The following is a 13,261-nucleotide window of genomic DNA, read 5'->3' on the forward strand; positions in this document are numbered from 1 at the left end:
GACCACCCTGGCGCGAAATTATAATAAAAAACAGTTCTGATTTTTATAAAACACTCGCAATGAGGTGATAAATGGCTAACGCAGATCTGGATAAACAACCTGATTCTGTATCTTCCGTACTGAAGGTTTTTGGCATTTTGCAGGCGCTGGGCGAAGAGCGCGAAATAGGGATAACCGAGCTGTCACAGCGTGTCATGATGTCAAAAAGCACCGTTTATCGCTTTTTACAGACCATGAAAACCCTGGGCTATGTCGCACAGGAAGGGGAGTCGGAGAAATACTCTCTGACTCTAAAATTATTTGAGCTGGGCGCTCGTGCGTTACAAAACGTCGATCTTATTCGCAGTGCAGATATCCAGATGCGTGAGATCTCCCGTTTGACCAAAGAAACCATTCATCTTGGCGCACTGGATGAAGACAGTATCGTTTACATCCACAAAATTGACTCTATGTACAATTTGCGCATGTATTCACGGATTGGCCGTCGTAATCCTCTGTACAGCACTGCGATTGGTAAAGTGCTGCTGGCCTGGCGCGATCGCGATGAAGTGAAGCAAATCCTTGAAGGCGTGGAATATAAACGCAGCACCGATCGGACCATCACCAGCACAGAGGCGTTATTACCCGTGTTAGATCAGGTCCGTGAGCAGGGATACGGCGAAGATAACGAAGAACAGGAAGAAGGACTGCGTTGCATCGCCGTTCCGGTGTTTGACCGCTTTGGTGTGGTGATTGCCGGCTTGAGTATTTCCTTCCCGACGCTGCGTTTTTCTGAAGAACGTTTGCAGGAGTATGTGGCTATGTTGCATACGGCAGCGCGCAAAATATCCGCACAAATGGGGTATCACGACTATCCATTCTGATTAAAATAAGAACCTGCCTGCATAAAATTCAGACAGGTTCTTCATTTAGCGTGGATTAAATAATGTTAATAGTGATATCGTTCGAGCAGAAGATGAAAGTACTTTATATCCATTAGTTTTGATATGGATATTTGTACCGTTATCTATCAATCATTATCGACGACGATATTGCTTTTACGTAGCAGCGGGCAATCTGTAATCCCCAAAAATCCACTTTTAGTATGCAGATATTGCACCGTGCTTGTGCTTCGGGCGGTGAGATATGTGCATTGCAGTCCTAACCCGGCAGCATTTTCCTTGCTTCCAATCAGAACGCCATATCCGCTGAGTAATAATCCTGTCCATACCAGTGCTATCAAGATAATTGTGCGAATGATGAATCGCATTACGACCTCTTCTCTTTTTGTTTGCTTAATCGTAGCGGCAATATGGACTGAAGCAAGCGTATCATTCCGAAAAAGCACGAATATCGACATGGTTAGACGTTGTTTAACTAACGCATGATAGTTTAAAGGCAGAAGAGAGGTTAAACGGAGATTGGAGTGAAAAAGTTTCGATGGGTCGTTCTGGTTGCCGCTGTGCTGGCTTTCTTGCTGTTATGGATGCAGGTATTCAACATAATGTGCGATCAGGATGTGCAATTTTTCAGCGGAATTTGTGCCATCAATCAGTTCATCCCATGGTGATATCATTTTTTCATCAGTAGATTTCCTTCCTGCGTAGCAGTGGTAAAATGGCGCCTCTACTTAGAGGTGGTTAAATGAACGAAGTTGTAAATTCAGGCGTGATGAACATTGCGTCTTTGGTCGTATCGGTAGTAGTTCTTATTATTGGGCTCATCTTGTGGTTTTTCATCAACCGTGCCAGTTCCCGGACTAACGAACAGATTGAACTGCTTGAGGCATTGCTGGATCAGCAGAAACGGCAGAATGTACTGTTACGCCGCTTGTGCGAAGCTAACGCACCTGAAAAAGCCGATGAAAAGGTGACTGAGAACCAAAAAACGGGTGAAGATGAAGATATTATTCGTCTGGTAGCAGAACGGTAATCCTTCCTCAATTTGAGTAACCCTGTGTTGATGGGTTACTCATCTCATCATTCTTACATGCACTATAATGATGCAATTGATTAAAATTAATCCTTTATTGGATTTTGATTATTTTCTCTGTTATTAATTCATTTATTTTGACATCAGAAAAAGTTATTTTTTGTACTTGCTGATTGGGATGTTTGCATCGGAATATTGATTAATTACAGCATTGTTTATAAGCGAAACGTTTCTCTTCTCATTTTTTTATCATTCATCATTTTTTCTTATTTTACATTATTAACATGCTTTGAATATGGCATCGGCATTGCATCTGTGTATGTTGTTAACTGACTGTTTTATGAGATAAAGTTATATAACACTTTATCATTACATAGTATAAAAAAGTGATATCACACACATTGTGTAATTAAATTGTATTTCTGAACTGGAAGATTAGAACTTATTGAACTATGTTAGAAACCACATCAGTTCAGGCATCTGTTTGTACTGGTATGCTTAAGTGTCTCGATATATCGACACGCATTCCGTTGCATAAATGTGCAAAAAAAAAGTGGAAGGCGCATCGAGATTTGTGCAGCTGATCGAGACATGTTTAAAAATGGCTTGCCATAATTAACGTTGTATGTGATAACAGCTTTGGGTTAAACGAGGTACAGTTCTGTTTATGTGTGGCATTTTCAGTAAAGAAGTCCTGAGTAAACACGTTGTCGTTGAATACCGCTTCTCTGCCGAACCTTATATTAGTGCCTCAAGCAGTAATGTGTCAGTTTTATCTCTGTAATGCCTGCGGGCGAAGAAAACAATCTAAGGAATTTTTCAAATGGCAAAGATTAAAGGTCAGGTTAAGTGGTTCAACGAGTCTAAAGGTTTTGGCTTCATTACTCCGGCTGATGGCAGCAAAGATGTGTTCGTACACTTCTCCGCTATCCAGGGTAATGGCTTCAAAACTCTGGCCGAAGGCCAGAACGTTGAGTTCGAAATTCAGGACGGCCAGAAAGGTCCGGCAGCTGTTAACGTAACCGCTATCTGATCGAATTCACTGATCTGAAGTGTCAACGCACTTCAATCTCGCTATAAAGCCTCGTCGAAAAGCGAGGCTTTTTACTTTGTTTAATGCTCGCTTACGACCTTCGAATATTTGCCCGCAGCGCGATTCGCGTTACACTTGCGGCATTTAGTATCCCGCCGGAGTTTTCATGTCGTTTTCCTGTCCACTTTGCCACCAGCCTCTATCTCTTGAAAAAAATAGCTATATCTGTCCGCAGCGGCATCAATTTGATATGGCGAAAGAGGGATATGTCAATCTGCTGCCCGTTCAATATAAACGATCCCGCGATCCGGGAGACAGCGCGGAAATGATGCAGGCGCGACGTGCGTTTTTAGATGCCGGTCATTACCAGCCGCTTCGTGATGCGATAGTCGCTCAATTGCGTGGATATCTTAATGAGCACGCAACAGCGGTACTGGATATTGGCTGTGGGGAAGGGTATTACACTCATGCTTTTGCCGATGCCTTGCCAGTAGTGACAACCTTTGGTCTTGATGTCTCTAAGGTCGCAATTAAAGCTGCGGCGAAACGCTATAAGCAGGTTACCTTTTGTGTCGCTTCCAGCCACCGTCTGCCTTTTGCCGATGCCAGTATGGATGCCATTATTCGCATCTACGCGCCATGCAAAGCAGAAGAGTTAGCGCGTGTCGTCAAACCGGGAGGCTGGGTAATTACCGTTACTCCAGGGCCACGACATTTAATGGAGTTGAAAGGGCTGATTTACGACGAAGTACTTCTGCATGCCCCCCATACTGAACAACTGGAAGGTTTTGCATTACAGCAGAGCGATGAACTGCGGTATCCGATGCGTCTTCGCGGCGATGAAGCTGTTGCATTGTTGCAGATGACGCCGTTTGCCTGGCGTGCGAAGCCTGATGTCTGGCAAACGTTGGCGGCAAAAGAAGTATTCGACTGCCAGACGGATTTTAATATTCACCTCTGGCAGCGAACAAATTAACCGTGGTAGTGCGTCCAGAGGATCTGGACGCCGATGCCGATCAGTACCAACCCGCCGAGAATTTCCGCTTTTTTCCCAATAATTGAGCCGATAAAGCGACCAACCATCATCCCTAATGTCGACATAATCAAGGTTGCACAACCAATGGCTAATGCGGTCGCGATAATGTTGACCTGCAGGAAGGCAAGACCTACACCCACAGCCATGGCATCCAGGCTGGTGGCAATCGCGGTGGTTACCAGTAGCCAGAAACCGTGTCGACGGCGCGGTTCTTCATCTTCATCATCTGCGCCACGAAAACCCTCAATAATCATTCGCCCGCCGAGGAATATCAGCAGCACAAACGCAATCCAGTGGTTCCATTCGAGGACAAAGCGGCTGGCTAACATGCCCATTCCCCAGCCGATCAGCGGCGTCAGGGTTTCGACGGCACCAAAAATAAGGCCGGTTCGCAACGCTTCAGAAAATTTCGGTTTATGGAGGGTGGCACCTTTACCGATTGATGCAGCAAATGCATCCATCGACATACCAAACGCAAGAAGAACAGTAGCAGTGATATTCATGACAACGTCCTGACCGGGGTATCCATAAAACACATCTTCGCCCCCCGCAAACATGCACACATGAACGACAAGACGCGCTCATGCAGGCATAGCGATTGATGTGCATATGGTCTCGCCTGACTGAAAATGTTCAGTCCGTACGTGCCACGTTTTTGCAACGAGTATGTTGACACGTACATTTCCGGAGTCTGGAAATCGGCTACTCCCCAAATGAGGGCGCAACCTTAACATATATTGAGAATATAAAACAACTCCTGGAATATATTATTTCATCACTTCATTGATAACGATTTTCATTTAGATTTATATATAAATGAAACGTTAAAATAAATAACAAATGATCGAAGAAATAATATAGCCTAAGCTATGTCTGGTTATTAAAAATACACTTAACATAGCTTTGGCTAAAGATATAACCTATTGAGTTGAAACAAGAAGTTTATAAATCTTTTCCAGATCGTCGATATTTCGAACGCGGATTAACAACCGACGCTGTTCTAATTGCATAACCAGGACACCATCTTCCGATAAGTTCATCGCTTTGATTCGGCTATATTCAATCCAGACATTGGCGAAGAAAAAACCTTTCTGTTTAAAGATGATCTTCGGAACGCGGATCCAGAATATATAAAAGCCCATCAGAGCCAGTGCACTTAATAACCATGTCGTTATCAGCGCGCCATGATTCGTGACGTTGTTATAGATAAGAATGACAATCAATCCGACGAAGATAACGCTATCGATGCGACCACGCCGGAGCAAAGGAATTGCCAGCAGGGTGGGGCCGTTGCAGCGGGGCATGATGAACTGATCGTAGATCGCGAAGGCCAGGAGTGCGGCGATGAAAAGAATCAGTACCAGGTCCGTGATTGTCATTAATCCTCCAGATAAAAAAACGGGGCCAAAAGGCCCCGGTAGTGTACAACAGTCTTACAGTCCCAGCAGGCCGCAAGCGTAACCAGCGATACCGATGACGAAGAAGCCAACGATGATCCACAGCGGGTTCACTTTTTTGCGCAGCAGCCACATACAAGCAAAGGTCAGCAACAGAGGTACCAGGCCCGGCATTAACTGGTCAAGAATGGTCTGTACAGTGGTAACGTGCTCTTTACCCGTCTGGTCAGTGATGCGTGAGACGACCAGCGGGATGTTGACATGTGTCCACTTGTTAACCAATGCCCCCATGACAAACAGGCCGAGAATAGACGCCCCTTCCGTCAGTTTTTGCAGGAAGCCGCCGCCCATATCTTTAACGATATCGATGCCCTTGGAGTAACCATATGCTACGCCGTAGTAACGCGTTGCCAGACGTACCAGGTTAAACAGGATAAAGAACAGCAACGGACCTAACAGGCTGCCGCTCATCGCGATACCGGCGCCCAGCGCTGCGAATACCGGACGTACTGTACCCCAGAAGATTGGGTCGCCTACACCTGCCAGCGGACCCATCAGACCTACTTTGATACCGTTGATTGCGCCATCGTCGATCTCTGCACCGTTAGCACGCTGTTCTTCCAGCGCCAGGGTTACGCCCAGAATTGGCGCCGCCACAAACGGTTGGGTGTTAAAGAATTCGAGGTGACGTTTAATCGCCTGTTTACGGGCATCGTTGTTTTCCGGGTAGAGGCGACGAATCGCCGGCACCATAGAGAAGCAGAAGCCCAGCGCCTGCATACGCTCGAAGTTCCATGAACCCTGGAAGAGGTTAGAACGCAGGAAGACGCCACGAATATCACTCTTAGTGAGTTTTTTCTCAGTGGTAGTTTGAGTTGTATCAACCATTTCGCTCACCTGTTAGTCCAGTTCGTTGTCGAGATCGTTGTTACCAGCAGCCTGAACTGGCGCACCGGCGACACGGTTATATTTCGGGCTCAGCTGAATGTAGAGCACCGCCATAACGGTACCGATGACACCCAGAGCAACCAGGTTAAAGTTGGTGAATGCTGCGGTTACGAAGCCGAGGTAGAAGAACGGCATCAGGTAGCCAGCACGCATCATGTTGATAACCATCGCATAACCAACTACCACGATCATGCCACCGGCAATGTTCAGACCATTGGTCACCACTTCCGGAATGGCGTTCAGCATGTTTTGAACTTCGCTGGTACCAACAGAAAGCGCAACGATAACGGCCGGAATAGCCACACGCATTGCTTGCAGGAACAGAGACGAAACGTGGATCCATGAAATCGCCGTCAGGTTACCGTTTTCAGCTGCCTTATCCGCAGCGTGCTGGAAAGCAACGGTAATAGTACGAACGATAATGGTAAGAACCTGGCCTGCTGCTGCCAGAGGGATTGCCAGCGCGATACCGGCACCGATGCTCTGATGACCAGCAATAACCAGAATTGTAGAAATAATTGATGCCAGGGCGGCGTCAGGTGCAACAGCGGCACCGATGTTCATCCAGCCCAGCGCGATCATTTCAAGGGTACCACCGATAATAATACCGGTTTTCATATCCCCAAGAACGATACCCACCAGGGTACACGCGATTAGCGGACGGTGAAACTGAAATTCATCGAGGATTGATCCCATACCTGCGATACAGGCTACGATAAATACCAGCACAATTTGAAGAGCGGTAATCTCCATTGTACTTCTCCTGTTTACGTAAGACTTAAGTGTGAAAACTGAGTGATAATCAACACAATACGTTACTTATCGATTTTGCTGATCAGATCCATCATTTTCAGTTTCTGGTCGGTGGAAACCTTACGGACTTCCAGCTCGATGCCGCGTGCATTCAGTTTCTTGAACGCTTCGATATCTTTTTCATCAACCGAAACTGCGTTATTCACCTGAGTTTTGCCCTGACGGAATGCCATACCACCGACGTTGACTGAGGTGATTTTCACGCCGCCTTCAACGAGACGCTCAACATCTGTCGGGTTGGTAAATAACAGCATCACGCGTTCGCCCGCATATTTCGGGTTGTTGTAGACGCGAATCATTTTGGCGACATCAACTACATGCGCTGTTACGCCGGGAGGTGCAACCTGGGTGAGCAGTGTCTTACGAACGGTATCCGCAGCCACTTCGTCACTAACTACGATGATACGGGAGACATTAGTTTCTTTGGTCCAGCGGGTAGCAACCTGACCGTGAATCAAACGATCGTCGATGCGCGCGAGGCCAATTACCATATAGTCGTTTGGTCCCATTGGTTTTGCCGGTGCAGGAGCCGCTTTCGGTGCCGCTGCGGCGGGGGCTGGCGCTGCTTTTTCAACGGGTTTCGCTTTCAGTGCTTTCACACCTTCGCGGCCTGTTTCTACCGCCAGTGCTACCAGCTCGTCAAAGCTTGGGTCATCATCACGAGCCATTAACGTTTCCACTAACATTGGAATGTTAACGCCTGCGATCACTTCATAATGCTCTTTGTCGACGACAATGCGGCTGGCAGCATTGAACGGACTGCCTCCCCATGTATCAACGAGAAACAGCACGCCTTTAGTGGTGTCGAGTTTTGCCAACTGAGCGTTGTACTTTTCGATTAGCGTTTCGGCATTTTCGCCAGGAACAAAATCGATCCAGCCAACGTTTTCCTGCTCGCCTAACAGCATCTCTGCCGTTTTAAGCAACTGCTCTGCAGCCCAACCATGTGTGCCTATAACAATAGCAATGGTCACTTGCTACCTCCTTATTATTGTTAACATCTCAACGAGCCAGATGTATTTTTGAATCGTCGTCCACAATCGAATCGATTCAGATAAGGGCTACAACCGGAAACCCCCTGTGCCTCGCGATTTATTTTAGATATCGAAAAAAATATTTTATGTGATGAAGATCCGTAAATTAACTTTGAATTGACAAAATTCCGAAAGAGTAAAAAAAGTTGTCACATTCATTTGCAAAGGAAGGTAAATCTTTGCCAAATCAGAGATCTCTCTGATATGTTTAACTCCCGTTTAACAACCAAGGAGTATAGGGCTGCAGCCCGCAGTATGGATCGTCACCGACGTCACTTCAGCATCAGGCCATATAGCGCCTGCCTTACTGGCATTTTTTGCCGCACCTTTTGTTTGTATTTTCTCGTTTCGCCTGCATTATTTCTGGCGCCGATTAGCTATTCCTTAAGCAGGAGCTTGTCATGGAATTCTTAATGGATCCCTCGATTTGGGCGGGGCTGCTCACGCTTGTCGTCCTTGAAATCGTGCTGGGTATCGATAACCTGGTTTTTATCGCCATCCTTGCCGATAAACTGCCGCCGAAACAACGTGATAAAGCGCGTTTGTTGGGGCTGTCACTGGCGTTGATTATGCGCCTGGGGCTGTTATCGCTTATTTCATGGATGGTCACGCTGACCAAACCGCTATTTACCGTAATGGATTTTTCTTTCTCCGGGCGCGATCTGATTATGCTGTTCGGGGGGATATTCTTGCTGTTCAAAGCGACAACCGAGTTGCATGAGCGGCTGGAAAACCGCGATCATGACTCTGGTCACGGTAAAGGTTATGCCAGTTTCTGGGTGGTCGTCACACAGATTGTCATCCTTGACGCTGTCTTCTCGCTGGATGCAGTGATTACTGCCGTAGGGATGGTCAACCATCTACCGGTAATGATGGCTGCGGTAGTGATTGCGATGGCAGTTATGTTGCTGGCATCGAAACCGCTGACGCGATTCGTTAACCAGCATCCAACAGTTGTAGTGCTCTGTTTGAGCTTCCTGTTGATGATTGGTCTGAGCCTCGTAGCTGAAGGTTTTGGTTTCCATATTCCAAAAGGCTACCTGTATGCAGCAATTGGTTTCTCGATCATCATCGAAGTGTTTAACCAGATTGCGCGCCGTAACTTTATTCGCCATCAGTCGACTTTACCGCTGCGTGCGCGTACCGCCGATGCCATTCTGCGTCTGATGGGGGGTAAACGTCAGGCAAATATTCAACACGATGCCGATAACCCGGTGCCAATTCCGGTTCCAGAAGGTGCCTTTGCCGAAGAAGAGCGTTATATGATTAACGGCGTTCTGACTTTGGCGTCACGTTCTCTGCGCGGCATTATGACGCCACGCGGCGAGATCAGTTGGGTAGATGCTAACCTTGGCGTTGATGAAATCCGCCAGCAACTGCTCTCTTCACCGCACAGCCTGTTTCCGGTATGTCGTGGTGAACTGGATGAAATCATCGGTATCGTGCGTGCCAAAGAACTGCTGGTGGCGCTGGAAGTCGGTGTCGACGTGACGGCAATTGCTTCTGCTTCTCCGGCGATAATCGTTCCGGAAACCCTCGACCCGATCAACCTGCTGGGCGTGTTGCGTCGTGCTCGTGGTAGTTTTGTTATCGTCACCAACGAGTTTGGTGTGGTGCAAGGTCTGGTTACGCCGCTGGATGTACTGGAAGCTATTGCTGGTGAGTTCCCGGATGCAGATGAAACGCCGGAAATTGTTATCGATGGTGACGGTTGGCTGGTAAAAGGTGGTACAGACTTACATGCCTTACAGCAGGCGCTTGATGTTGAGCACCTTACCGATGATGATGATATTGCGACGGTTGCAGGTCTGGTAATTTCGGCAAATGGTCACATTCCTCGCGCAGGCGACGTGATCGATGTTGGACCGCTGCATATCACCATCGTAGAAGCCAATGATTATCGTGTTGATCTGGTTCGCATTGTTAAAGAGCAACCGCCGCACGATGAAGACGAATAGCACTAACGCAATGGCATAACGGGCGTAACGTGTCTGTTATGCCTGGTGGGCGGCGGTTGGCTGCCCGCCAGCCATTTCGGGAAATCACGCAGCGGCATGGGCTGCGCGTACAAATACCCTTGTAAAATATGCACGCCATGACGGCGCAAATACTTCGCTTGTTCTTGCGTTTCAACGCCTTCCGCCACCAGTTCAATATTCAGTCTTTGCCCCAGCGCAATAATGATATCTGTCACCGTCGAGTTAACTGCATCTGAACCAATCGCCGCAGTGAAAGACTTATCAATTTTCAGCACGTCAGGACGTAACGTTTCAAGCCAGGAAAACGAACTGTTGCCGGTGCCGAAGTCATCAATCGCCAGCTTGACGTTTTTTACGATGCAGTTCGCGGGCAATCCGATAATCAACATCCAGTAAGGCATCGCGCTCGGTAATTTCGAGGATTAGTGGCTGAATCGGGTTAGCACTAAACCAGTAACGATTGAGATCTTTTAACAATACGCCACGGCGAAAATGGCTGGGGGCGACGTTAATGCCGATGTGGAACTGGCTGCTCATTGGAAAAACGTGGAGTTGACGGATGGTTTCCATCATCACATAACGGGTAAGTGGCACTATCAGGTGATGTTCTTCCGCAATGGGGATAAAAACATCCGGCGAGATCCATCCCTGACGCGGATTATTCCAGCGCAGCAATATCTCTACACCAATACATTGCTGCGAGCGCGCGTTGAGTAGAGGCTGACAAAATAACTCAAATTCGCGCTGCGCCAGCCCGAGATTTATCTCGCGTGAAAAGCTCATTCTATGGGCCGTGGCCAACCATGCGATGTACCCCACCAGTAAACTCAACAGTACCGCTAGTGGAAACTGGCTGGGAAGATATTGCAACGCCAGCGCTGTCGCACCAGGTCCACTAACGCTGATGATAAAAGGAAAATTCTGCGATGAAACCTGGTAACGTTCATTGCCATTAAGCGGAGGTAAAGAATCAACCAGACCATCATCATAGAGTAAATGGCGATCGGCTACCGTCAGGCTGGCCGTTCTTATTTGCGGCAATTGCGGCTCCAGCAACATTGCCATCAACAGGTCGATGTTGATCATCTCCATCACGCCATCTCGACCATTGCCCGGTAAAGGCGTCCACTGAATCAATACCGGGCTGTCTTTAATTAATACGCGGTCGGTAGTTAAGCGTAAAAGGGGCTGCGGCGCGGGTAAATCAGCCTGGATATCTTCAGCAGGAACATTGCGATAACCAAAAATGCTGGAACAATAAAGCGTGCCGTCTTGCACCAGGCCAATTGACCGTACAGTTTGCAGTTTTGCCGCCTGTTTTCGTAAGGGGAGATGGGCGACTGAGCAGGGGAGTCCAATCAGGGGAAGCAGTACGTTGTTACTCGCCTGAAGTGGAAGCAGGACTTTGTCTAATTCCTCAACGGCGTGATTGGCAAAGAGCACTACCCGCTGCTGATTTAAGTTCCGCTGTGAAATAAATCGCACGCTCAGTGTTGCCACAAACGTAAAGAGTGCGCAAATCGTACAAACAATCATTCGATTACGGCGATAGGTTTTAATGATCCGTTGTGCTTTTTGCATGCGGGCCACCCGGTAAGCGTATGGCGACAAACGCCTGACGCAACAGTGGAAGTGTAGTGGGGAAAATTACAGCAGACGAGAAAGCGAGGGTAAATTCGCCCATCCGTTGCAGATGGGCGAGGATAAAGTATTAGTCACACTGGACTTTAATCGCCAGACCACCGCGTGAGGTTTCGCGATATTTAGCGTTCATATCCTTTCCTGTTTCGTACATCGTTTCGATGACTTTATCCAGTGAGACGCGTGGTGCACTAGTACGACGCAGAGCCATTCGCGCGGCGTTAATCGCCTTCACTGATGCAATAGCGTTACGTTCAATGCACGGAACCTGAACCTGACCCGCAACCGGGTCGCAAGTCAGACCAAGGTTGTGTTCCATGCCAATTTCCGCCGCCACGCAAACCTGTTCAGGGCTACCGCCCAACAGTTCTGCAAGACCCGCCGCAGCCATTGAACAGGCAACGCCCACTTCGCCCTGGCAACCGACTTCCGCACCGGAAATAGACGCGTTCATTTTGTACAGTGCGCCAATCGCTCCGGCCGCCATAAAATAGCGGGTATAAATATCAGGGCTCACCGATTCAATAAAGTGGTCATAGTAAGCCAGTACCGCCGGAACAATGCCACAAGCACCGTTGGTTGGTGCAGTCACCACGCGGCCACCTGCGGCGTTCTCTTCGTTAACTGCCAGCGCAAACATGTTTACCCAGTCGATGACATTCATCGGATCGTTAGACAGTTTATCGCTGGAAACCAGCATACGGCGCAGGGCAGACGCACGGCGCGGAACACGCAGCGGGCCAGGCAATACGCCTTCGGTGTTCATCCCACGATCGATACATGCCTGCATGGTTTGCCAGACATGAGCGAAGTACTCGTCGATCTCTTTCTTGCTGTGCAACGCCAGTTCGTTCTGCATTGCCAGACCGGAAAGGGAATAACCGGTTTCATTACAGTACGCAAGCAGCTCGGTGGCGGATTTGAACGGATACGGCACACTGACTTCGTTGGCGGCATCGTGACCAAAATGTTCTTCATCGACGATAAAACCGCCGCCGATGGAATAATAAGTTTTGCTGTAAACAACGGTATCGCCGTTATAGGCGTGGATTTGCATCCCGTTTTCATGCAGCGGCAGGTTACCGTTATGAAAACGCATCCCGTTGTCGCGTGGGAAATCCACTTCATGCCGTCCCTGTGCCAGCAGCAGACGTTCGCGCTCTTCTACGTCGCGAATAAAACCGGGAATACTGTCGATATCCACGGTGGCAGGTTCGTTACCTGCAAGACCCATAATAATGGCGATATCGGTGTGGTGGCCTTTACCCGTCAGCGACAGTGAACCATAAACGTCCACGGCAACGCGGGTAACGCTATCCAGTAAGCCTTTTTCGACCAGATCATCGACGAACTGTTTACCCGCCTTCATAGGCCCTACAGTATGGGAAGATGAGGGACCAATCCCCACCTTAAACATGTCGAATAGACTAATCACGATAATACTCCTGACAAGGTGACTGGACTTCCAG

At 48.1% G+C, this 13,261-nt stretch carries 15 protein-coding genes and 1 pseudogene; 8 read left to right on the forward strand and 8 right to left on the reverse strand.

Translation table 11 applies throughout. The features are described 5' to 3' along the window. Positions 1 to 71: 71 nt before the first annotated feature. Positions 72 to 863 (forward strand): DNA-binding transcriptional regulator KdgR, encoded by a 792-nt coding sequence (kdgR, locus tag CRI63_RS20255; RefSeq protein ID WP_096849880.1) that lies wholly within the window; start codon positions 72 to 74, stop codon positions 861 to 863. Positions 864 to 1,009: 146 nt separating this feature from the next. On the opposite strand, the gene CRI63_RS20260 is transcribed toward kdgR, so the two are convergent. Further along, complete coding sequence (locus tag CRI63_RS20260) at positions 1,010 to 1,249, reverse strand: YobH family protein (protein ID WP_130208729.1); 240 nt, start codon at positions 1,247 to 1,249, stop codon at positions 1,010 to 1,012. A 156-nt stretch (positions 1,250 to 1,405) separates the two neighbouring features. Here CRI63_RS20260 and mgrB point away from each other — a divergent pair, with 156 nt between their 5' ends. The 5 genes from mgrB to rlmA all read left to right on the forward strand — a co-directional run bounded on the left by mgrB (position 1,406) and on the right by rlmA (position 3,920). Continuing rightward, a complete protein-coding gene (gene mgrB / locus CRI63_RS20265; RefSeq protein WP_130208449.1) occupies positions 1,406 to 1,549 on the forward strand; it encodes a PhoP/PhoQ regulator MgrB in 144 nt (47 codons plus the stop codon). A gap of 74 nt (positions 1,550 to 1,623) precedes the next feature. After that, entirely contained in the window at positions 1,624 to 1,911 is a 288-nt protein-coding gene (locus CRI63_RS20270) for a YebO family protein (protein WP_130223513.1), read from the forward strand. A 667-nt stretch (positions 1,912 to 2,578) separates the two neighbouring features. Then, complete coding sequence (locus CRI63_RS20275; protein ID WP_064529246.1) at positions 2,579 to 2,695, forward strand: DUF2627 domain-containing protein; 117 nt, start codon at positions 2,579 to 2,581, stop codon at positions 2,693 to 2,695. Positions 2,696 to 2,734: 39 nt separating this feature from the next. Beyond that, complete coding sequence (cspE, locus tag CRI63_RS20280; protein ID WP_001062678.1) at positions 2,735 to 2,944, forward strand: transcription antiterminator/RNA stability regulator CspE; 210 nt, start codon at positions 2,735 to 2,737, stop codon at positions 2,942 to 2,944. 166 nt (positions 2,945 to 3,110) lie between these two features. Continuing rightward, positions 3,111 to 3,920: a 23S rRNA (guanine(745)-N(1))-methyltransferase gene (gene rlmA, locus CRI63_RS20285; RefSeq protein ID WP_135520569.1), complete on the forward strand. Its 810-nt coding sequence runs from the start codon at positions 3,111 to 3,113 to the stop codon at positions 3,918 to 3,920. On the opposite strand, the gene mntP is transcribed toward rlmA, so the two are convergent. The 5 genes from mntP to manX form a co-directional block, all read right to left on the reverse strand. Continuing rightward, on the reverse strand, positions 3,917 to 4,483 hold the full coding sequence (gene mntP, locus CRI63_RS20290) for a manganese efflux pump MntP (protein ID WP_001353153.1): 567 nt from the start codon (positions 4,481 to 4,483) through the stop codon (positions 3,917 to 3,919). The genes rlmA and mntP overlap by 4 nt on opposite strands. 417 nt (positions 4,484 to 4,900) lie before the next feature. Then, on the reverse strand, positions 4,901 to 5,359 hold the full coding sequence (locus CRI63_RS20295) for a DUF986 family protein (protein WP_135520571.1): 459 nt from the start codon (positions 5,357 to 5,359) through the stop codon (positions 4,901 to 4,903). A gap of 54 nt (positions 5,360 to 5,413) precedes the next feature. Then, a complete protein-coding gene (gene manZ, locus CRI63_RS20300; protein WP_130208438.1) occupies positions 5,414 to 6,265 on the reverse strand; it encodes a PTS mannose transporter subunit IID in 852 nt (283 codons plus the stop codon). 12 nt (positions 6,266 to 6,277) lie between these two features. Next, positions 6,278 to 7,078, reverse strand: coding sequence for a PTS mannose transporter subunit IIC (manY, locus tag CRI63_RS20305; RefSeq protein WP_064529241.1), 801 nt, complete (start codon positions 7,076 to 7,078; stop codon positions 6,278 to 6,280). Positions 7,079 to 7,140: 62 nt separating this feature from the next. Then, positions 7,141 to 8,112, reverse strand: coding sequence for a PTS mannose transporter subunit IIAB (manX, locus tag CRI63_RS20310; RefSeq protein ID WP_130223509.1), 972 nt, complete (start codon positions 8,110 to 8,112; stop codon positions 7,141 to 7,143). Positions 8,113 to 8,427: 315 nt separating this feature from the next. Here manX and CRI63_RS24765 point away from each other — a divergent pair, with 315 nt between their 5' ends. Together CRI63_RS24765 and yoaE are read left to right on the forward strand one after the other, a co-directional pair. Further along, entirely contained in the window at positions 8,428 to 8,586 is a 159-nt protein-coding gene (locus CRI63_RS24765; protein ID WP_276319693.1) for a hypothetical protein, read from the forward strand. Beyond that, the gene (gene yoaE / locus CRI63_RS20315; RefSeq protein ID WP_130218755.1) at positions 8,574 to 10,130 is read left to right on the forward strand and encodes a CNNM family cation transport protein YoaE; all 1,557 of its coding nucleotides are present in this window, start codon (positions 8,574 to 8,576) and stop codon (positions 10,128 to 10,130) included. The genes CRI63_RS24765 and yoaE overlap by 13 nt, the downstream gene beginning before the upstream one ends. A 2-nt stretch (positions 10,131 to 10,132) precedes the next feature. On the opposite strand, the pseudogene CRI63_RS20320 reads toward yoaE, so the two are convergent. After that, positions 10,133 to 11,732, reverse strand: a pseudogene (locus CRI63_RS20320) (cyclic diguanylate phosphodiesterase). A gap of 130 nt (positions 11,733 to 11,862) precedes the next feature. Then, entirely contained in the window at positions 11,863 to 13,227 is a 1,365-nt protein-coding gene (gene sdaA, locus CRI63_RS20325; RefSeq protein ID WP_130208430.1) for an L-serine ammonia-lyase, read from the reverse strand. Positions 13,228 to 13,261 lie beyond the last annotated feature (34 nt).

The sequence above is a fragment of the Escherichia sp. E2661 genome, from assembly GCF_004745185.1.
In the GTDB taxonomy this organism is placed as follows: Bacteria; Pseudomonadota; Gammaproteobacteria; order Enterobacterales; family Enterobacteriaceae; genus Escherichia.